The 19,790-nt window shown below is 70.1% G+C and carries 17 protein-coding genes; 10 read left to right on the plus strand and 7 right to left on the minus strand.

Annotated features, from left to right (window positions below):
• Positions 1–37: 37 nt before the first annotated feature.
• Positions 38–1,405: a transporter gene (locus P6166_RS03795; RefSeq protein ID WP_277763203.1), complete on the plus strand. Its 1,368-nt coding sequence runs from the start codon at positions 38–40 to the stop codon at positions 1,403–1,405.
• A gap of 52 nt (positions 1,406–1,457) precedes the next feature.
• Here P6166_RS03795 and P6166_RS03800 read toward each other — a convergent pair whose 3' ends face one another.
• A complete protein-coding gene (locus tag P6166_RS03800) occupies positions 1,458–2,786 on the minus strand; it encodes a sigma-54 dependent transcriptional regulator (RefSeq protein WP_277763204.1) in 1,329 nt (442 codons plus the stop codon).
• Positions 2,787–3,037: 251 nt separating this feature from the next.
• On the opposite strand from P6166_RS03800, the gene P6166_RS03805 reads away from it, so the two are divergent.
• Complete coding sequence (locus P6166_RS03805) at positions 3,038–3,523, plus strand: acyl-CoA thioesterase (protein WP_277763205.1); 486 nt, start codon at positions 3,038–3,040, stop codon at positions 3,521–3,523.
• A gap of 77 nt (positions 3,524–3,600) precedes the next feature.
• On the opposite strand, the gene P6166_RS03810 is transcribed toward P6166_RS03805, so the two are convergent.
• Together P6166_RS03810 and P6166_RS03815 are read right to left on the minus strand one after the other, a co-directional pair.
• Complete coding sequence (locus tag P6166_RS03810) at positions 3,601–4,269, minus strand: C40 family peptidase (RefSeq protein WP_345781852.1); 669 nt, start codon at positions 4,267–4,269, stop codon at positions 3,601–3,603.
• A gap of 181 nt (positions 4,270–4,450) precedes the next feature.
• Positions 4,451–5,065, minus strand: a complete 615-nt coding sequence (locus tag P6166_RS03815; protein ID WP_277763437.1) for a C40 family peptidase — start codon at positions 5,063–5,065, stop codon at positions 4,451–4,453.
• A gap of 45 nt (positions 5,066–5,110) precedes the next feature.
• Here P6166_RS03815 and P6166_RS03820 point away from each other — a divergent pair, with 45 nt between their 5' ends.
• The 6 genes from P6166_RS03820 (at position 5,111) to P6166_RS03845 (ending at position 10,689) form a co-directional block, all read left to right on the plus strand.
• Positions 5,111–5,590: a peptidylprolyl isomerase gene (locus tag P6166_RS03820; RefSeq protein WP_277763207.1), complete on the plus strand. Its 480-nt coding sequence runs from the start codon at positions 5,111–5,113 to the stop codon at positions 5,588–5,590.
• A gap of 80 nt (positions 5,591–5,670) precedes the next feature.
• Positions 5,671–6,897: a DUF418 domain-containing protein gene (locus P6166_RS03825; RefSeq protein ID WP_277763208.1), complete on the plus strand. Its 1,227-nt coding sequence runs from the start codon at positions 5,671–5,673 to the stop codon at positions 6,895–6,897.
• Between the two features lie 44 nt (positions 6,898–6,941).
• Positions 6,942–8,192, plus strand: a complete 1,251-nt coding sequence (locus tag P6166_RS03830) for an FAD-dependent oxidoreductase (RefSeq protein WP_277763209.1) — start codon at positions 6,942–6,944, stop codon at positions 8,190–8,192.
• Entirely contained in the window at positions 8,189–9,550 is a 1,362-nt protein-coding gene (gene gorA, locus P6166_RS03835) for a glutathione-disulfide reductase (RefSeq protein WP_277763210.1), read from the plus strand. Before P6166_RS03830 ends, gorA begins: the two co-directional genes overlap by 4 nt.
• Before the next feature lie 48 nt (positions 9,551–9,598).
• A complete protein-coding gene (locus P6166_RS03840; protein ID WP_277763211.1) occupies positions 9,599–9,988 on the plus strand; it encodes an MGMT family protein in 390 nt (129 codons plus the stop codon).
• A gap of 35 nt (positions 9,989–10,023) precedes the next feature.
• Positions 10,024–10,689, plus strand: coding sequence for a rhomboid family intramembrane serine protease (locus P6166_RS03845; RefSeq protein ID WP_277763212.1), 666 nt, complete (start codon positions 10,024–10,026; stop codon positions 10,687–10,689).
• A 164-nt stretch (positions 10,690–10,853) separates the two neighbouring features.
• Here the strand turns inward: P6166_RS03845 and P6166_RS03850 are convergent, their stop codons facing one another.
• The 4 genes from P6166_RS03850 to P6166_RS03865 form a co-directional block, all read right to left on the minus strand.
• Positions 10,854–12,857, minus strand: a complete 2,004-nt coding sequence (locus tag P6166_RS03850; protein ID WP_277763213.1) for a M13 family metallopeptidase — start codon at positions 12,855–12,857, stop codon at positions 10,854–10,856.
• 192 nt (positions 12,858–13,049) lie between these two features.
• On the minus strand, positions 13,050–13,229 hold the full coding sequence (locus tag P6166_RS03855; protein ID WP_277763214.1) for a hypothetical protein: 180 nt from the start codon (positions 13,227–13,229) through the stop codon (positions 13,050–13,052).
• A gap of 234 nt (positions 13,230–13,463) precedes the next feature.
• The gene (locus P6166_RS03860) at positions 13,464–15,575 is read right to left on the minus strand and encodes a M13-type metalloendopeptidase (protein WP_277763215.1); all 2,112 of its coding nucleotides are present in this window, start codon (positions 15,573–15,575) and stop codon (positions 13,464–13,466) included.
• A gap of 104 nt (positions 15,576–15,679) precedes the next feature.
• Complete coding sequence (locus tag P6166_RS03865) at positions 15,680–16,423, minus strand: hypothetical protein (RefSeq protein WP_277763216.1); 744 nt, start codon at positions 16,421–16,423, stop codon at positions 15,680–15,682.
• Between the two features lie 111 nt (positions 16,424–16,534).
• Here P6166_RS03865 and P6166_RS03870 point away from each other — a divergent pair, with 111 nt between their 5' ends.
• Both P6166_RS03870 and P6166_RS03875 read left to right on the plus strand, forming a co-directional pair.
• Positions 16,535–18,121, plus strand: coding sequence for an NAD(P)/FAD-dependent oxidoreductase (locus P6166_RS03870; RefSeq protein ID WP_277763217.1), 1,587 nt, complete (start codon positions 16,535–16,537; stop codon positions 18,119–18,121).
• Positions 18,122–18,203: 82 nt separating this feature from the next.
• The gene (locus P6166_RS03875; RefSeq protein ID WP_277763218.1) at positions 18,204–19,769 is read left to right on the plus strand and encodes a tetratricopeptide repeat-containing sulfotransferase family protein; all 1,566 of its coding nucleotides are present in this window, start codon (positions 18,204–18,206) and stop codon (positions 19,767–19,769) included.
• The last annotated feature ends 21 nt before the right edge of the window (positions 19,770–19,790 follow it).

The following is a 19,790-nucleotide window of genomic DNA, read 5'->3' on the forward strand; positions in this document are numbered from 1 at the left end:
GAGACCGCGCCGTGGCGGCGACGGGGGAGAGCGTGCGATGCAAAGGATGATGCGGTATGGCGCGGCGGCCGGTGCGACCCTGGCGGCCTTGTGGGGCGGCGCGGCCGCGGCGCAGCAGGCGCCTGACGCGCCCGCGGCGGCGCCGGCGGCCAGCGCCGAAGATGCGGCCGACGTGCAGGCGCTGATGGCGCAGCTGGAGGCGTTGAAGGCCAACTATGCGCAGGAAGTGCGGCGGCTGCGCGAACTCGACGTGCAGGTGCAGGCCATGCAGGCACGCCTGGCCGGCAAGACCGGCGCGGCACTCGCGCCCACCACCGCCACGGCGATCGCCCCGGCGGCCGCGGCGGCGGCCTCGGCCGAAGCGACGGCCGAAGGGAGCAGCGGCCCGCCGCCGGCCGGCTATGCCAGCAGCAATGCCGAGGGCAAGCAGGCCAAGGAAGCGGCGCGGCGCAGCGTCAACGACGTCAAGCAGCAACAGCAGGCGCTGTTCAACCAGAAGCTGACCCTCGAGAACAGCCTCACCTACGCGCGCTACGACCGCAAGCTGCTCACGCTCAACGGCTTCCTCGCACTGGACGCGATCTTCCTGGGCAACATCGCCATCGAGAACGTCGAGTCCGATTCGCTCACCTACAACCTCGCCGCGCGCTGGGGCATCAGCCCCAACTTCACCCTCAATGTCGATGTGCCGTTCCTGGAGCGCAAGACGGTGTACCAGAAGGGCGGGGCCGGCGGTTCGGCCGCGGCGATCGCGCAGGAGGAAACCACCGGCGGCGGGCTGGGCGACATTTCGCTGAGCGGCAACTACCGCCTGTTCCCCGAGCGCAACAAGATTCCCGAGACCGTGCTGACCTTCGGCGTCACCGCGCCCACCGGGCGCGAGCCCTACGGCGTGGACTGGAAAGTGCTCGAGCGCGACGACGATCAGTTCATCCGCTTCGCGGTGCCCAGCAAGCAACCCACCGGCAACGGCGTGTGGCAGGCCAACGTGGGCCTGTCGGCGGTGAAGACCGCCGACCCGGCGATCCTGTTCGCCAACATCGGCTACATCTATTCGTTCAAGCGCAGCTTCGACGATATCGACAGCAATCCGGATACCGTCAATCCCGGTTCCGTGCGCCTGGGCGATTCGTACTATTTCGGCGCCGGCGTGGCGTTCGCCTTCAACGAGCGCACCAGCCTGAGCATTTCCTTCAGCGACAAGCTCAGTGCGCGCGCTTCCACGCGCTACCAGGGCGGGCAGTGGGTGAAGGTGATCGGCAGCGATGCCAATGCCGGCACGCTCAATTTCGGCGTCACCTACGCGCTGAATTCGCATGCCACGCTGGTGAGCCTGCTCGGCGTGGGCCTGACCCCGGACGCGCCCGACTTCAGCCTGGCGTTCAAGGTGCCCTACATGCTGTGAGTCACCGCGGGCGCGGCGGCACGGCCCGGCGCCCCGGATAGGGGGCGGGCCGCTAAGGCCGGCCCGCGAGCGGCACGCCGTGCTTGCGGCACAGCCGGTACACCGTGACCCGCGAGACCTGCATGCGCCGCGCGCACGCGCTGACGTTGTATTGGCTTTGGCGCAGATGGTGCAGCAGCGCATCGCGCTCGGCCTGGTCGCGCGCATGGCCGAGCGGATCGCGCGGTGCGGCCGCTGCCTGCGCCAGCTCCAGGTCGGCATCGTCGATCAGCTCATGCTCGGCGATCACCGCCGCGCGCTGCACGCGGTTGAGCAGTTCGCGCACGTTGCCCGGCCAGTCGAAGGCGGCCATCGCCTGCCATGCGCGCGGGGTGAAGCCGCGCGCGCGCGTGGTGTGCTGGGCGCGGAAGCGGTCGAGGAAGTGCTGGGCGAGCAGCGCGATGTCGGTGCCGCGCTCGCGCAGGGCCGGCATCGGCAGGCGCAGCACGTTGAGGCGGTAATAGAGGTCGCGGCGAAAACGGCCGGCCTCCACCGCCTGCTCCAGCTCCACGTGCGTGGCCGCCAGCACGCGCACGTCCACCTTCACCGCCTGGTGGCTGCCGACACGCTCGATGGTGCCTTCCTGCAGCACGCGCAGCAGGTTGGTCTGCGCATCCAGCGGCAGGTCGCCGATTTCGTCCAGGAACACCGTGCCGCCGCTGGCGGTCTCGAACAGGCCCAGGCGGCGCGCCGAGGCGCCGGTGAAGGCGCCGCGTTCGTGGCCGAACAGTTCCGACTGCACCAGGCTGGCGGGCAGCGCGCCACAGTTCACCGCCACGAAGGCGCGGTGGCCGCGTGCGGAGAGCTCGTGGATCGCATGCGCGGCCACTTCCTTGCCGGTGCCGGTTTCGCCGGTCACCAGCACCGGCAGGTCCACCGGGGCGAACTTGCGCAGCTTGGCGTGGGTGGCGCGCATGATCGAGCTGTCGCCGATCAACGCCTCCACGCCGTGGCGCGGCTGCGCTGCCACCGGGGTTTCGAGCAGGCGCAGCGCCTGCACGATGCGGCGTGGGTCCAACGGGCTGGGAAAGGTTTCGATGCAGTGGTCGAGCAGGTGGCCCAGGGCGTCGTCGTCGTTGGCGCCGACCGGCGTGATCGCCATCAGCGACAGGTAGCCGTGCGCATCGAGCAGACGCTGCACGCCGGCGAGGTCGGTGCCGCGCTCGCGCAGATCGACCAGGCCGACGACGAGGTCGTCGCTGCGCAGTCCGATGCCGGCGTCATCGTCGGACTCGACGATGCGCAGCCGCCAGCCGGCGGCGGCGAGCACTTCGCGTTCCTGCGCCTGCGGCCGGCCAAACCAGATGACACAACGCCGGGTGAAGTCGGGTAGGGCTGCCATGCACTTCCTGTCACGCTTGGAGCTGCGCGTGGGCGGAGCGCTGGAGCCGCGGTCACGTGTTCCGGCCAGGCCGCCCCCTGTCCGGTCGATGCCCTTGCGCGCGCGTGCGGCGCCCGGCACATCGCCTCTGCCACCCTTGCCGGAAGCTCCGGGGGCGGACACCCCTGTCAACGCATGTCATGGAACAGACCGGACAGCGGGGTGCCCGCGGCGGCGTGGCACACTGGGCGTCCCTGACCTGGAGGCCAGCCGTGAGTGGCGAGCAGCGCGAACTGAATTTCCGTTTCCTGGCCGAGCCGAACGACGTGAACTTCGGCGGCAAGGTCCACGGCGGCGTGGTCATGAAGTGGATCGACCAGGTGGGTTTCGCGGCCGCCAGCGGCTGGAGCAGCCACTATTGCGTCACCGTGGCGGTGGGCGGCATCCGCTTCGTGGCGCCGATCCTGATCGGCGACGTGGTGACGGTATCGGCCAAGCTGGTCTACACCGGCCGTACGAGCATGCACTTCGCCATCGACGTGCGCGCGCGCAATCCCACCGGCGGCGCTTCGCGGTTGTGCACCCATTGCATCATCGTGTTCGTGGCGATGGGCGATGACCACGCCACGCCGGTGGAAGTGCCGAGCTGGCGCCCGGACACCGAGCAGGATTGCCGCCTGGCCGAGTACGCGCTGAAGGTGATGGAGCTGAGCAAGGGCATCGAGGACACCATCGCGCAATACCAGGGCGGCGGCTGAGCCTTTCCTCGCCGTGCCCGGCGCCATGAAAAAGGCCGCGCGATGCGCGGCCTTCTCGTTGCAGCGGGTTGCCGGTCTTATAGCACCCGGCGGGCCTGCACGAACTTCTCGCTCCAGTAGCCGCTGGCCAGCGTGTCGATCTGCACGTCCTTGCCACGGCTCGGCGCATGCAGGAAACGGCCGTCGCCGACGTAGATGCCGACGTGGTCCACGCGGCCGCGACGGCCGAAGAACACCAGGTCGCCGGCGGTCAGCGAGTTGCGGTCCTTGATCAGCGCGGCGGCATCGTCACGCGCCATCTCGCGCGAAACGCGCGGCAACTCGATGCCCAGGGCGGTCTTGAACACGTAGCCGACCAGGCCGCTGCAGTCGAAGCCGTCCGGCGAGGTGCCGCCCCAGCGGTAGGGCGTGCCCAGCAGGCCCATGGCGCGCTTGAGGATGCTCTGGACCTGGCCGTCGTTGACGGCGATCTCGGCGCGGTCGGCCGCGCTCTGCGAAACGTCGTAGTTGGCCAGCAGGCGGCTGAGGTCGCCGGCGAACATCGCCGAGCGGTCCATCAGGGGAATGGTGTCGTTGCCGGCCAGTCGGGGCAGCAGGGCGGCCAGGGTGGCTGTGGCGGCGGCATCGGCGCGGCTGCGCGGGGCGGCCGGGGCGGTGGAAGCGGGGTCCTGCGAAGCGAGCTCGGGGCTGGCGGCGGCCTTGTCCGCGTTCTGGGCCAGAACCGGGGCGGCGGCCAGGCAGAGCACGGAAGCGCAGAGCAGGCGGAGCGGTTTCTGGAAAGAGAAACGCGAGGTGAAAGTCGGGTCGTCGGTCGTCACGCGGGAATCACATTGCGGCAGGCGATGCGCGATGATGCCCCGGTGAAGGGTGCGTGAGGTTCAATTTCCGTTAAAGTTTCGTTTTATGTGACGTGCGACACGTCACAATTCAGTGGAGAACCCGTTTTGCGCCGCTGTAGTGGTCCCGCCAGTAGACCCCGTCCAGCGTATCCAGGCGGACGGTCCCGCCGGTGCTGGGGGCGTGGACGAACCGCCCTTCGCCGACATAGATGCCCACGTGCGACACGCTGCCGCGGCTGCCGAAGAACACCAGGTCCCCGGCCGCCAGCCGTTCCGGGGCGATCTTCGGGCCCTGGAGGGCGGCCAGCTCGGAGGAGCTGCGCGGCAGCCGCAGGTCGAGCATGTCGCGGTAGACGTAGGTCACCAGCCCGCTGCAGTCGAAGCCGCCTTCGGGGGTGTTGCCGCCGTAGCGATAGGGCGTGCCGACCAGGCCGAGCGCCCGCATGAGCACCGCATTGGCGGCCGCCGGGTCGGCCGGGGCGACCTGCGGCCATACCCGCGGCGCGGGCGCGGCGGCCTTGCGCGGCGGCGGCTGGCTGGCGCAACCGGCCAGCGCGGTGGCGAGCACGAGCAGGACGGGGAGGGCGAGGCGCCGCCAGGGGGCGACGCGCGGGGGCGGAACGGCTGGCTTGTTCTGCATCGAGCCCGGATAATGCGCGGTTTGAATGGCCGCCATCATGGCGGCGACCCCGGCGGCCGACAAGCCGTCCCAACGTCTGCCACCGGGCAGCCTCCAGCCAGAGCCATCATGAAGATCGAAAAAGACCGCGTCGTCCGTTTCCACTACACCGTCTCGGAGGTCGGCCAGGCGCCGATCGAGAGCTCCAAGGACCGCGAGCCGCTGGCGATCCTGGTGGGCCACGGCAACATCATCCCGGGCCTGGAGAAGGCGATGATGGACAAGGAAGCCGGCGAGCACCTCAGCGTGGACGTGCCGGCCGCCGACGCCTACGGCGAGCGCCGCGACGGCCTGAGCCAGCGCGTGCCCAAGAAGCACTTCGGCAACACCAAGCTGGCCCCGGGCATGCAGGTCGTGCTGCAGACCAACTTCGGGCCGCGCGCGGTCACCGTGGAGAAGGTCGGCATGAGCGTGGTGGACGTGGACCTCAACCACCCGATGGCCGGCAAGGACCTGCACTTCGACGTGGAGATCGTGGACGTGCGCGAGGCCAGCGCCGAGGAAGTCGAGCACGGCCACGTGCACGGCGACGGCGGCCACCACCACTAAGCCCCGCCCGCTTTTCCCGCGCGGCCCGCTTCGGCGGGCCGCGCGCGTTTTGCGGCCCGCGCTCCCGCTATGGTGTCGCCATGAACACGCCCCGCCTGCTGCCGGTCGCGCCCGCCGAGCGCATCGTCCTGCTCGATGTGCTGCGGGGTTTCGCGCTGCTGGGCATCCTGCTGATGAACATCGAGGGCTTCGCTGGCCCGCTCAACAGCGCGTTGACCGGCGTGGACCCGGCGCTGTCCGGTGCCGACCGCCTGGCCGACGCGCTGGTGTACTTCTTCGTCCAGGGCAAGTTCTACACGCTGTTCTCGCTGCTGTTCGGCATGGGCTTTGCGGTGATGTCCGGCCGCGCCGAGCAGGCGCGGCGCGCATTCGTGCCGGTCTACCTGCGCCGCAGCGCCGGCCTGCTGGTGATCGGGCTGGCGCATGCGCTGCTGGTGTGGTCCGGCGACATCCTGGTCAGCTATGCGCTGCTCTCGCTGCTGCTGCTGGCCTTTGCCGAGGCGCCGACGCGCTGGCTGCCGGCGATGGGCTTGATCGTGTACCTGTTCGCCTCCTGCTGGGTGCTGCTGTTCGGGCTCATCGGCACGTGGATGCAGCACGATGCGGCGTTCCAGCAGCAGCTGGCGCAGGTCGGCGTGCAATGGCAGCAGGCGGTGGAGGCGCAGCGTCAGGCGTTCGGGGCCGGCAGCTACGCGCAGGCCACGCTGCAACGCGTGCACGACCTGGGCGAATCGCTGCGCGGCCTGCTGGTCAACGGCCCGGCCATGCTCGGCATGTTCCTGCTGGGCGCCTGGTTCCTGCGCAGCGGGGTGATCGCCGCACCGGAGCGGCATGCGCGGTTGTTCGCGTGGCTGCGCTGGGGTGCGTTGCCGCTGGGTATCGGGCTGATGGCCGCCAGCTACGCGATCTCGCCGTGGATGGACCCGGTGCGCCTGGACCTGGCCGCCTCCACGGGCTGGGTGCTGGGCTCTGTCGCCAACCTGCTCATGTGCCTGGGCTACCTGGCATGGGTGACGCGTGCGGCCCATGGGCTGCGCGGGCTCGCGCCGGCCGGGCGCATGGCGCTCAGCAACTACCTGTTGCAGTCGCTGGTGTGCACGCTGCTGTTCTACGGCTATGGCGCCGGCTGGTTCGAACGCATGCCGCGCGCGTGGCAGGTGCCGTTCGCGCTGGCGCTGTTCGCCGTGCAGGTGCTGCTGAGCCACGCGTGGCTGCGCTGGTTCCGCTTCGGCCCGGTGGAATGGCTGTGGCGCGGCTTCACCTACCTGCAGTGGCCGCCGCTGCGCCGGCGCCACGGCGCGGCTTGAACGCACGCCTGCCGCGATGCGGCGCGGCGCTCTACACTTCACGCGTGAGCATTCCCCGCGACGATGTCCTGGTGATCGGCGGCGGCGCGATCGGCCTGGCCTGTGCGCTGGCGCTGGTCGAGGCCGGCCGCGGCGTGCGCGTGCTGGAGGCCGGTCGCGTGGGCGGGGCCACCTCGCACGGCAACTGCGGCACGATCACGCCCAGCCATGCGCCGCCGCTCGCCGCGCCGGGCATGCCGTGGCAGGCATTGCGCTGGATGTTCACGCCCGACGCGCCGCTGTACGTGCCGCCGCGCCTGGATCCGGCGCTGTGGCGTTGGTTCGCGCGCTTCGCCGCGCGTTGCAACCTGCGCGACTGGCGCCGCAGCACGCTCGGCCGCGCGGCGCTGCTCAACGATTCGGCGCAGCGCCTGCATGCGTGGATCGAGCGCTACGGCCTGGACTGCGAATACCGCCAGGACGGCCTGGACTACGTTTTCCGCGACGAACGCAACTACCGCCATTACCTGCGCGAATGCGAGACGCTGGAAGCACTCGGCGTGCGCACCGAGGCGATCGACGGCGCCGCGTACGCGGCCGGCGATGCGGCCTTCCGCGGTGGCCTGGCCGGTGCGATCCGCTTCCCCGGCGATGGTCACCTGCGCCCGGATCGCTACACCGATGGCCTGGCCCGCGCGCTGCGCGAACGCGGCGGGGAGATCGACGAGCAGGTGCGCGTGGAAGCGCTGGCGCCGGATACCGATGGCGTGCGCGTCACCACCTCGCACGGCGTGCGCCAGGCGCGCGACGTGCTGATCGCCACTGGCCCGTGGTCGCCGCAGCTGGCCGCCGCGGTAGGCCTGCGCCTGCCGGTGCAGGCCGGCAAGGGCTATTCGATCACCTACAGCCGCCCGGCGGTGGCGCCCAAGCGACCCGTGGTGCTCAAGGACCGCTGGGTGTTCGTGACACCGTGGGAGAGCGGCCTGCGCGTGGGCAGCACGATGGAATTCTCCGGCTACGACACGCGCCTGAACGACACGCGCCTGGCCGCGCTGGAGCGCGCTGCCGCCGAATACCTGCACGAACCGGCCGGCCTGCAGGTGCAGGAGCGCTGGTATGGCTGGCGCCCGATGACCTGGGACGACCTGCCGGCGCTGGGCCGCGTGCCGCGCCACGCGCACGTCTGGCTCGCGGCCGGGCATGGCATGCTCGGCATCAGCATGAGCAGCGCGACGGGACACCTGATGGCCGACCTGATGACCGGGCGCGACCCGGCGATAGACCCTTACCCCTACCGCCCGGAGCGTTTCGCATGAGCCATGGCCACGACTACGACGTGCTGGTGATCGGCGGCGGTTCCGGCGGCCTGGCCGCCGCGTTCCGCGCCGCCCAGCACGGCGCGCGCGTCGCGCTGATGGAGCCGGGCGAGCTCGGCGGCACCTGCGTCAACATCGGCTGCGTGCCGAAGAAGGCGATGTGGCTGGCCGCCGACCTGGCCAGCAAGATGGAACTGGCCGCGGCCATCGGCTTCGATGTCGCCCCGCCGCGGTTGTCGTGGAAGGAGCTGGTCGCCCATCGCCAGGGCTACATCGCCAACATCCATGCCAGCTACCGCCGCCGCCTGGACGCGGACGGCATCGTGCTGATGCCCCAGCGCGGCCATTTCATCGACGCGCATACCGTGTCCTGCGCCGACGGCGTGCACACCAGCGCGGACCACATCGTCATCGCCACCGGTGCGCACCCGCTGCGCCCGCGGCTCGAGGGCGCAGAACTGGGCAGCGTCTCGGACGATTTCTTCAACCTGTGCGCCGCGCCGGAACACGTCGCCATCGTCGGCGGTGGCTATATCGCCGTCGAGCTGGCGGGCCTGCTGCAGGCACTGGGCAGCCGCGTGCACTTGCTCGTGCAGGGCCAGCAGTTGCTGGGCCGCTTCGATGCGGAGGTGACCGCGCAATTGGCCGAGAACCTGCGCCAGCAGGGCGTGCGCGTGCACTTCGAGTACCGCGCCAACCGGCTGTGGCGCGACGAAGGTGGCGCACTGCGCCTGGGCGGCACCGGCGAGTTGTGCGCCGAACAGCGCTTTGACCAGGTGTTCTTCGCCATCGGCCGCCGCGGCAACACGCAGGGCCTGGGCCTGGAGCGGGTGGGCGTGGCGCTGGGCGAGCATGGCGAGGTGGTCGTGGACGAGTACCAGGACACCGCGGTGCCAAGCATCCATGCGGTGGGCGACGTGGCCGGCAAGGTCGGGCTGACGCCGGTGGCCATTGCCGCCGCCCGCAAGCTGATGGACCGGTTGTACGGCGGGCGCCCGGACGCCCGCCTCGATTACGACAACGTGCCCAGCGTGGTGTTCTCGCATCCGCCGCTCGGCGCGGTGGGCCTGGCCGAGGAAGAGGCGCGCGCGCAATTCGGCGAGCAGGTGCGCGTTTACACCAGCAACTTCCGACCGATGCTGCACGCGCTGGCCGATTCGCCGCAACGCAGCCTGTTCAAGCTGGTGTGCGTGGGCGAGGAGGAGCGCGTCGTCGGCATCCACCTGCTCGGCGAGGGCGCGGACGAGATGCTGCAGGGTTTCGCGGTCGCGCTGAAGATGGGCGTGACCAAGCGCCAGTTCGAGGACACGGTGGCGATCCATCCCACCTCGTCCGAAGAAGTGGTGCTGATGCGCTGACGCCGCGCGGCCGGCACACTGTCGGCCCGCGTCCGCCAGGAGCCGCCGATGCCCATCGCCCGCAAGCCCGCCGCCCCCCGCGCGCCCAAGCCGGCCCCCATGCCGGCCGACGAGGCGCGGCTGCGCATCCTGCGCGCCATCCGCGCCATTCCCGCCGGCCAGGTGGCGGGCTACGGCGAGGTGGCCGCGCGCGCCGGGTTGCCCGGGCGTGCGCGGTTGGTGGCGCGGGTGCTCGGCGGCAACGGCGACCCCGACCTGCCGTGGCACCGCGTGCTGCGCTCGGATGGGCGCATCGCCATGCCGGAAGGCTCGCGTGGCTGGCGCGAGCAGAGCCAGCGGCTGCGCGCCGAGGGCGTGCGGGTCGAACGCGGGAGAGTGAAGCGCGCCCCACCGGCGAAGACGCTGGACGCGGCACTGTGGGGGCCGCCGCAGGGCTAGCGGCTATGATGGGGACGGTTCCCAAGGATGCTTCCATGTTCCCGCGCCTGCCCACCGTCACCAAGGCCCTGTTGATCGCCAACATCCTGATGTTCCTGCTCCAGACGGGGCTGGGCGACGCCTTGGCACCGCTGATGCTGTGGCCGGTGAGCGAAGGCGGCTTCGATCCGTTCTCGCCCGGGCAGAACTTCCAGCCCTGGCAGCTGCTGACCTACGGCTTCCTGCATGGCGGGCTGTGGCACCTGTTCTTCAACATGCTGGCCCTCTTCATGTTCGGCGCGCCGCTGGAGCAGACATGGGGCGAGAAGCGCTTTTTGACCTATTACCTCGTGTGCACCGTCGGCGCCGGCCTGTGCCAGCTGCTGGTGGGCTGGTGGACGGTGTCCCACGGCGGCGACGCCTATCCCACGGTGGGTGCATCCGGGGCGATCTACGGCCTGCTGCTGGCCTACGCCATGCTGTTCCCGAACCAGCAGATCATGCTGCTGTTCCCGCCGATCCCGATGAAGGCGCGCACGTTCGTGATCGTGTTCGGTGCGATCGAGCTGTTGGCCGGTTTCAATGGCTGGCAGCCGGGCGTGGCGCACTTCGCGCACCTGGGCGGCATGCTGTTCGGCTGGCTGCTGATCCGCTACTGGCGCGGCCAGCCGCCGTTCGGCCGGCGCGGGCCGCGCCCGCCGCATCTGCGCCGGGTGAAGTAGGGGCGATGCGCGGCCGGCCTCGCTGCCGGCGGTGGTAGGCGCGGCGCCAGCCGCGACGTCGCGGGCCATCGGGTCGCGGCGGAAGCCGCTTCTGCACGAGGCGGTGGCCAAAAAAAAAGGGCGCGGATCACTCCGCGCCCTTTTGCTTTCCTGCACGCCTGGCCTCAGCGCCAGATCTTCAGCTGCTCCGCGTCGGTACGCTGCATCGGCTGGCCGGCCTTGCACTGGAACGTGGCGCCGAACTCCGGCAGGTTCGACAGCGGGCCATTCACGCGCCACGGGCCCGGGGCCCGGATATCGGTGGCCGCGCGCTGCACCGCCTCGTTCGGCGAGACCTGCTGCGCCCACAGCCCGGCCCACGCATTGAAGAAGGCCTGGCGGCTGGCGACCGGCGCGTTCGGCTGCGCGGCATTGAATGCCTGCCACGCCAGCTCGACGCCGACCTGGTCGGCCAGGTTCGATTCGGCCGTCAGCGTGCCGTTGACCTTGGCGTTGGGCACGCCCGGGTACGGATAGGCGTTGTACTGCGCGGCGACGCGGTTGGTCAGTTCGGTCCAGGCGGTCTTCTCGGCCGGGCTCCACCAGCTGCGCAGCTCACCCTTGGCATCGACCAGCGCGCCCTTGGCGTCGATGGCGCGGGTGATCTCGCGCGCCACCAGCGCACCGTAGGCGCCGTATTGCGCGGCGACATCGCCGTTGCCGAACACCGGCGGCTGCAGCACGGCGGCAGTGACGATCAGGCGGTTCTGCGCGATGTCGTAGGCCAGCGCGGGCTGCTGCGGCAGCACGTCCCAGCGGCGGTCCGCGTTGCCCTTGCCGATGCGCTTCATCTCCTCGCGGTGGCGCCAGGTCGAGGCGATCAGCATGTTGCCGCCGAAGCTGCCGCGGCCCATCGGCTGCACGCTGTAGTCCAGGTCGCGACGCGGCGCGCCGATCTCGATCTTCATCGCCTGCAGCTTGGCCTTGGCTTCTTCCACCACCGCGCCGTTGCCCCAGCCGGTACGGGCGAGCGCGGCCACCTGCGCCTCGCGGACCTGGTCGGCGATCACTGCGGCCTGGCGGCGGGTATCGGCGCTCAGGTAACGCTCGACGTACTCGTGGCCGAGCATCGGGCCGGCGGCGACATTGATCGCGTCCAGCACCTGCTGCCAGCGCGGCGGCGGCACGGTTTCGCCGCGCAGCAGGCGGCCGCGGAAGTTGCCTTCGGCGTCACGGAAGCTCTTGGACAGGTACGGCGCCATGGAATCGCCCACGCGCCAGCGCAGGTAAGCCTTCCACTGGTCCGGCTTGAGGCTGGCGACCATCGCGTCGAGCTGCTTGAAGTAGCCCGGGTCGGACATCGAGACCAGGTCGTCGTTGACGCCTTGGGCCTTGAGGAAATCGCCCAGCTGCAGGTTGCGGTACTGCTTGGTGACGTCCTTCACCGCGACCGGCGCGTAGTTGTTGAACGGGTTGTTGACGTCGGCCACCGGCTTGGCGGCCTTGGCCAGCAGGGTTTCGATCTGGATCACCGAGACGGTGTCGGCTTCCAGCTGCGCGGCCGGGGTGCCGGTGAGGGCGAGGATCTGCTTGACGTAGGCGCGGTAGCGGCCCATCAGCGCGACGGTGTCGGCATCGGTGCGGGTGTAGAACGCCGGATCCGGCAGGCCCATGCCGCCCTGCATGAAGTAGCCGATGTGGCGGTCCAGCGCCTTGAGGTCCACGTCGGGGCTGAAGTTGAAGGCCACCGGGAGGCCGACCTGGTGCAGCGCGGCGATGGAGGCCGGCACGTCCTTGGCCTTCTTGATGGCGTCGATGCGCGAGAGCAGCGGGGCGATCGGCTGCGAGCCGTCCTTCTCCACCGCCGCTTCGTCCAGGCCGCTGGCCCAGAAGTCGCCGAGCAGCTTCTGCACGTTGCCCTGCGGGGCGCGCATGGCGGCATCGAGCAGGTCGCGCTGCTGTTGCTGGGCGCGCTCGGCCAGCTGGCCCAGCGCGGTGGTCGCGCCGCTCTGCGGCACCGGGTTGGCCTTCAGCCAAGCGGCGTTGGCGGTGGCGTAGAAGTCGCTGCAGGCCGGGGCCACGGCGGGCGCCTTGGGGCTGCTCTTCTTCTTGGGCGCCGCGTCGGCATGCGGGGCGGCGATCACGGAAGCCAGGGCCAGGGACAGGGCAAGCGGGCGGAGAAGGGGCATTCGAGGGAATCCAGCCAGGGAAATTTGCCGGAGTTTAGCGGAGGAGCGTGATGGGTGGTGTGGGGGTGTTGGCTGTTTGGGTGTTCCTTGTGTGGGTGGGTCGCGCGGCGACCGGGGGGAATGCCGTGGCGGGGGACGGCCGAAAACGGCCATCCATGGCCTCGAGCCTCGGTCGGCGGCATCCATGCCGCCTCACGCCCCCGCCACGGCATTCCCCCCGGTCACCCCCACCTCTCCCTCCACCGATCGAAAAGCAAAACCACCCGGCTGGGTGGGGTGAGGGGAAAAGCAAGGCAAGAGCAAAGCAAAGGCAAAGGCAAGGTCCTTGCGATCTTTGCTTTTGATGTTCGTTCCGCCGTATTCGTTGACCATCGGGTGGTCGGGCGGGAGGGCGCATCGGGGGCGTGAGGCGGCAGGATGCCGCCGACCGAGGCCCGAGGCCATGGATGGCCGCTTTCGGCCGTCCCCCGATGCGCCCTCCCGCCCGGCCACCGCGCGATGGCAACCGAAGCGCCGCGCATCAGGTCGCAGAAAATCCGCCACAAAAAGAAAGGCCCGGAAACATCCCGGGCCTTTCATCAACAACCAGAAGAACAGTTCAGGCGATTACCAGATCACCACCTGCTTGTCGCCAGCACGCACCATCGGCTGGCCCGCCTTGCACTCGAACGCCGCCGCGAACGCCGGCATGTTCGACGGCGCGCCGTTGGCACGGAAGTTCGCCGGGGCGTGCGGGTCGGTCTTCAGGCGCACGGCCAGTTCGTCCGGGGTGAAGTTGCGACGCCACACCGTGGCCCAGTTGAGGAAGAAGCGCTGGTCGCGCGTCAGGCCGTCCGTCTTCGGATCTTCCTGGCCGGCGGTCGCCGCCTTCATCGCGTCGTAGGCGGTGTTCAGGCCACCCAGGTCGGCGATGTTCTCGCCCAGCGTCAGGTTGCCGCTGACATTGCCCTTCTCGGTCTTGTAGCCGTCGAACTGCTTGACCAGGCGGTCGGTGCGCGAAGCGAAACCCTTCGAATCCGCCTCCGTCCACCAGTTCTCGAAGTTGCCGGTCGGCCCGAAACGGCTGCCCTGGTCGTCGTAACCGTGGGTCATCTCATGGCCGATCACCGCGCCGATGCCACCGTAGTTCATTTCCACCGGCGCATTCGGGTCGAAGAACGGCGGCTGCAGGATCGCCGCCGGGAACACGATCTCGTTCTGCAGCGGGTTGTAGTACGCGTTGATCGTCTGCGGGCTCATGCCCCACTCGGTCTTGTCGACCGGCTTGCCGATCTTGGACAGGTTCCACTTGTAGTTGAACTCGTTGGCCGCCTCGATGTTGCCCAGGTAGCTGTCACGGCTGGTGGCCAGGCCTTCCCACGAACGCCACTTGTCCGGGTAGCCGATCTTCGGCGTGAAGCTGTTCCACTTGGCGATGGCCTTTTCCTTGGTCTCCGGGCTCATCCAGTCCAGCTTCTCGATGCGGGCCTTCAGCGCGGTGCGCAGGTTGCCCACCAGCTCTTCCATCTTCGCCTTCGAATCGGCCGGGAAGGCGACCTGCACGTACATCTGGCCCAGCGCTTCGCCGGCCTGGCTGTTGATCGCCGCCAGCACGCGCTTCCAGCGCGGCTTCATTTCCTTCTGGCCACGCAGGGTCTGGTTGTAGAACGCGAAGTTCTCTTCCACGAACGGCTGGCTCAGGTACGGCGAGGCGCTGTCCACGGCGTGGAAACGCAGGTACGCACGCCAGATCGCCGGGTCGGTGTCGGCGATCATCTTGCTCACTTCCTCATGGAAGGCCGGGATCGCCAGCGAGAACATCTGCGGCACTTCCACGCCCTGCGACTTGAAGAATTCCGTCCACGACCAGTTCGGCGTCAGCTTGTCGGCATCGGCCGGGCTCACCGGGTTGTAGAACAGCGAAGCATCGCGCGACAGCTCGGTGCTGGTCTTGGAGACCTTGGCCAGGCGGGTTTCGAAGTCGATGACCTGCTTGGCCTGCGCGGCGGCGTCGGCATCGGCCACGCCCGAGAGCTTGAGCACGTTGGCCACGTGCTGCTGGTAGGCGTCCAGCTTGGCCTTGTTGTCGGCCTTGGTGTAGTACTCAGGATCCGGCAGGCCCAGGCCGCCCTGCGCGGCGTAGGCGATGTTCATGCTGGAATTCTTGAAGTCGGCCTCGGCGCCGAACGAGAACAGCTCGTTCTCGCCCTTGGCCGCGCTCGTGCGCAGGTAGTCGACCAGCTTGGCCTGGTCGGTCACGCCGTCGATGGCGGCCAGGGTCGGCTTCAGCGGCTCGATGCCCTGCGCGTTGACCTTGGCCTCATCCATGCCGGTGGCCCAGATGTCGCCGACCAGCTTCTCCACGCCCTGGGCGTCCTTCGCCGCGGCGGCCTGCTCCACGAGCTGGCGCTGCACGGCGTTGGAACGCTCGTCGAGCATCTCGAACGCGCCCCAGCTGGTGCGGTCGCCCGGCACCGGGTTGGCGGCCAGGAACTTGGCGTTCGCGTAGGCGTTGAGGTCGGTACAGGCGCTGGTGTTCGGGTCCAGGTCGCTGGCCTGGAACTGGTTGAACGGCGGCAGCTTGGATTCGTCGAGCGTGAGCTTCGGCGCGGTGGCGGTGGCGGCAGCGGTGTCGGCGGCCGGCGCGGCGGGCGCGGTGTCTTCGGACTTCTTGCAGCCGGCCAGGGCGGCGGCCACGGCCAGGGAAAGGGTGAGCAGATGCGGTTTACGGAGGGTCACGGTCAGGCTCCAGGCGCGACATGGACGGATGCCCCGGGGCCGGGGCAGGAACGCGCACTCTAAACCGTGCGGGCGATCCCAGTCAGCGGGTCGAAGGTCATGGTCTACGGCGCCGGGGGCGCGGCACGCTGCCACAGCTGTTCGAACCGGGTGCCCGGCACCGCCTCGGTCGCCACGCCCATGCTGCAGTGCAGGGCGTGGCGGGTGAGCAGCGGGGCGAGGTCGGCGCGGATCTCGCAGGCCACCGCCAGCGCGGCGTCGGCATCGGTATGCGCCAGCCACAGCACGAAGCCGTCGCGGCCGCCGCGGGCGACGCGGTCGTCGCCGCGCCGGGCACGCGCCTTGAGCGTACGCACGATGTCGGCCAGCGGCAGGCGCCGGTCCTTGGCGCCGCGCAGTTGCAGGCGTACCAGGCTGCAGGGCAGGGCGTCGGCGCTGCCCAGCGCCTGGCCGGCCGCGCGTTGCAGTCCCGCCAGGGGCTCCAGCTCCGGAAAGCGCCGCAGGCGCAGGCGCCGCAACAGGGCGACGAGCAGGATCGCCGCGGTGGTGGGCAGCGGCGGCCAACCGCGCCGGCCGGCCCATGCCGCCGCCGCGGCGAGCAGGAGCGGGCCGGCGGCCCAAAGCACGCCTGCCAGCCGGCCGCGCCGGGCCGTGCGCGGGCGCAGCAGCCAGAACAGGCCGGCCAGCATCGCCGCGAGCCAGGGGGCGTCATATAGATAGGTGTGCGCGCCGAGGTGGCGCAACAGCCAGGCGTCGGCCGGGGCGAGCAGTCCGCTGGCCGCGAGCACCAGCGCGAGCAACGCGGCCACGCCCGCACCAATCCACCGCACGGTGGCTTGCCGGCGCATCGTCACGCCGCCGCCCCGCGGGCCGCGGCCTTCCGGTCCGAACGCATGCCACGGCCCCCGCCGGTTCGAAGGCCCGCAGTATAGGCCTGGCCGCGTGCTATACCAGCGACGATGAAGACCGCCTACGACGCCCTGATCATCGGCGCCGGCCACAACGGCCTGACCTGCGCCGCCTACCTCGCCGCCGCCGGCCGCAAAGTGCTGGTGCTGGAGCGGCGCGAGGTCGTCGGCGGCGCGGCGGTCACCGAGACCTTCCACCCCGGCTTCCGCAATTCGGTGGCGTCCTACACGGTCTCGCTGCTGCAGCCCAAGGTCATCGCCGATCTGGAACTGGCCCGGCACGGGCTGCGCGTGGTGCCGCGCCGGCTCAACAATTTCCTGCCGCTGGACGAGCACGCCTACCTGCTCGCCGGTGCCGGGCGCACGCGCGCGGAGGTGGCGAAATTCTCCGCGCGCGATGCCGAACGCCTGCCCGCCTACGAAGCGCGGCTGGAGCAGCTGGCCGACGTGCTGCGCGCCCTCGCGCTGGCGCCGCCGCCGAACATCACCGACGGTGGCTGGTGGGCGGCGCTGCCCGAACTGCTGCGCGCCGGCCGCCTCGGCCGTCGCCTGCACGCGCTGCCGGCCGGCTTGCGGCAGGAGCTGCTGGACCTGTTCACGATTTCCGCCGCCGAATACCTGGACCGCTGGTTCGAGAGCGCGCCGATCAAGGCGCTGTTCGGCTTCGACGGCATCGTGGGCAACTACGCCAGCCCCTATGCGCCGGGAACCGCCTACGTGCTGTTGCACCACGTGTTCGGCGAGAGCAACGGCGTGAAGGGGGCCTGGGGCCACGCCATCGGCGGCATGGGCGCGATCACCCAGGCCATGGCCGCGTGCTGCCGCGAGCGCGGCGTGGAGATACGCACGGCGACCGGCGTGCGCGAGGTCGTGGTGCGCGGCGGCCGCGCGGTGGGCGTGGTCACCGAGCAAGGCGAGCAGATCCACGCGCGCGCGGTGGTGGCCAACGTCAATCCCAAGCTGCTGTACGAGCGCCTGATCGACCCGGCCCATGTGCCCGAGGCCACGCGCGAACGCATGGCGAACTGGCGCTGTGGTTCGGGCACGCTGCGCATGAACGTGGCGCTGTCGCGGCTGCCGGATTTCCGCGTGCTGCCCGGCGACGGCGACCACCTCACCGCCGGCATCATCATCGCGCCGAGCCTGGATTACATGGACCGCGCCTGGCGCGACGCGCGCGAGCAGGGCTGGTCGCGCGCGCCGGTGGTGGAGATGCTGATTCCCAGCACGCTGGACGATTCGCTCGCCCCGCCCGGGCAGCACGTGGCGAGCCTGTTCTGCCAGCACGTCGCGCCGCAGTTGCCGGACGGGCGCAGCTGGGACGACCACCGCGAGGAAGTGGCCGACCTGATGATCGCCACCGTGGAGCGACATGCGCCGGGTTTCGCAGCGTCGGTGCTGGGCCGGCAGGTACTGACGCCGCTGGACCTGGAGCGCGAATTCGGGCTGATCGGCGGGGACATCTTCCACGGCGCGCTGAGCCTCAACCAGCTGTTCAGTGCGCGGCCGATGCTGGGGCAGGCCGGTTATCGCGGCGCGATCGACGGGCTGTACCTGTGTGGCTCGGGCACACACCCTGGCGGTGGCGTGACGGGGGCGCCAGGACATAACGCGGCGCGGGTGGTGTTGGCAGGGTGAGGCGTTGCCGCGGAGCGGAACGCCGTGCGTGTGCGGGCATAATCGGTGACTCGATCCTGCGCCACCGGAATACGCCCTCCCCATGAATGCACAGATGGAGCAATACGCGCAGGCCGTGGCCGCGCTCAACCAGCGGCGCTGGCAGGAGGCATGGCAGCTCGCGCAGCGGCTGCTTCGCCAGGGCGAGCATGCCGGCGTCCATTTCGTGGCGGGCGTGGCCGCGTTCGAGATGCAGCAGATGCGGCCGGCGCTGGCGCATCTGCACCGCGCCACGGAGCTCAATCCGCAGCGGGCCGATTACGCCGCGCAGATGGCGCGCGCGCTGACCCAGGCGCGCTTGAACCGGCAGGCCATGGCGTTCGCCGACAAGGCCATGGCCATGGAGATCGACGACGCCTTCGCCCTGGATACGCTGGGCGTGGTGTACACGCGCGGCAACGAACACGCCAAGGCGCTGGTGGCCTACGAGCAGGCCGTGCGCCTGGCGCCGCGCCAGGCCAGCTTCCGCTACAACCTCGCAACCTGCCTGCTGTTCTTCGGCCGCATCGAGGAGGCCGAGCGCGAGTATCGCCAGACCCTGGCGGACGACCCGCGCTACTGGCGCGCCTACACCTCGCTGGCGCAACTGCGCCGCCGTTCGGCCGAGGACAACGACTTGCCGCAGCTGGAACAGGCGTTGCAGCTCGGTGCCGGGGTGGACGACGCCACACTGTACGTGAACCTGGCGATAGCCAAGGAGTGCGAGGACCTGGGCGATTACCCGCGCGCCTTCCAGCATTATGTCCAGGGCAAGGCCACCCAGAAGCGCGCGCGGAACTACGATGGATCGACAGACCGCGCGTTGTTCGCCGCCATCGAGCGCGCCTTTCCCGAAGGCGCGACGGCAGGGCACGGCTACGACAGCGAAGAACCGATCTTCGTGGTGGGCATGCCGCGCTCGGGCACCACGCTGGTGGAGCGCATCCTGTCGAGCCACTCGCAGGTGCATTCGGCGGGGGAACTGCAGAACTTCTCCGTGGCGTTGAAGCGCGTGCGCGGCACGCCGACGCCTGGCATCCTCGATATCGCCACCTTGACCGAACTGGACGGGGTGGACTGGCAGCGGGTAGGGCGCGAATACGTGGAGTCCACCCGGCCGGGAACCGGCCATACGCCACGCTTCGTCGACAAGCTGCCGCACAACTTCCTCTACGTGGGCCACATCGCGCGCGCGCTGCCCCGGGCCAGGATCATCTGCCTGCGACGCGACCCCATGGACACCTGCCTGGGCAACTTCCGCCAGCTGTTCGCGTTGAGCTCGCCGTACTACGACTACTCGTTCGACCTGATGGATGTCGGCCGCTACTACCTGATGTTCGACCGGCTGATGGCGCACTGGCGGCACCTGCTGCCCGATCGCTTCCTGGAAGTGCGCTACGAGGACCTGGTCACCGCGCAGCGTCCGGTCACCGAGCGCCTGCTCGCCTTCTGCGGGCTGCCGTGGGAAGAAGGCTGCATGGCCTTCGAGCGCAACCAGGCGCCGGTCGCCACCGCCAGCCTGGTGCAGGTGCGCGAGCCGATCAGCACCGCTTACCTCGGGCGCTGGCGCCGTTACGGGCAGGACATGGCGCCGCTGGCGGAATTGCTCGGCGTAGCCATGTCGGACTGACTCGCCACGCGGCGATGGCGG

Origin of the sequence: Stenotrophomonas sp. HITSZ_GD, assembly GCF_029543105.1 — a bacterium.
In the GTDB taxonomy this organism is placed as follows: domain Bacteria; phylum Pseudomonadota; class Gammaproteobacteria; order Xanthomonadales; family Xanthomonadaceae; genus Stenotrophomonas_A.

Excerpts from the sequence above, each read along its gene's own strand:
- P6166_RS03795 (WP_277763203.1), top strand. The coding sequence starts at position 38 with ATGCAAAGGATGATGCGGTATGGCGCGGCGGCCGGTGCGACCCTGGCG.
- P6166_RS03800 (WP_277763204.1), bottom strand. The coding sequence starts at position 2,786 with ATGGCAGCCCTACCCGACTTCACCCGGCGTTGTGTCATCTGGTTTGGC.
- P6166_RS03820 (WP_277763207.1), top strand. The coding sequence starts at position 5,111 with ATGAAGATCGAAAAAGACCGCGTCGTCCGTTTCCACTACACCGTCTCG.
- P6166_RS03825 (WP_277763208.1), top strand. The coding sequence starts at position 5,671 with ATGAACACGCCCCGCCTGCTGCCGGTCGCGCCCGCCGAGCGCATCGTC.
- gorA (WP_277763210.1), top strand. The coding sequence starts at position 8,189 with ATGAGCCATGGCCACGACTACGACGTGCTGGTGATCGGCGGCGGTTCC.
- P6166_RS03840 (WP_277763211.1), top strand. The coding sequence starts at position 9,599 with ATGCCCATCGCCCGCAAGCCCGCCGCCCCCCGCGCGCCCAAGCCGGCC.
- P6166_RS03845 (WP_277763212.1), top strand. The coding sequence starts at position 10,024 with ATGTTCCCGCGCCTGCCCACCGTCACCAAGGCCCTGTTGATCGCCAAC.
- P6166_RS03850 (WP_277763213.1), bottom strand. The coding sequence starts at position 12,857 with ATGCCCCTTCTCCGCCCGCTTGCCCTGTCCCTGGCCCTGGCTTCCGTG.
- P6166_RS03855 (WP_277763214.1), bottom strand. The coding sequence starts at position 13,229 with ATGGTCAACGAATACGGCGGAACGAACATCAAAAGCAAAGATCGCAAG.
- P6166_RS03865 (WP_277763216.1), bottom strand. The coding sequence starts at position 16,423 with ATGCGCCGGCAAGCCACCGTGCGGTGGATTGGTGCGGGCGTGGCCGCG.
- P6166_RS03870 (WP_277763217.1), top strand. The coding sequence starts at position 16,535 with ATGAAGACCGCCTACGACGCCCTGATCATCGGCGCCGGCCACAACGGC.
- P6166_RS03875 (WP_277763218.1), top strand. The coding sequence starts at position 18,204 with ATGAATGCACAGATGGAGCAATACGCGCAGGCCGTGGCCGCGCTCAAC.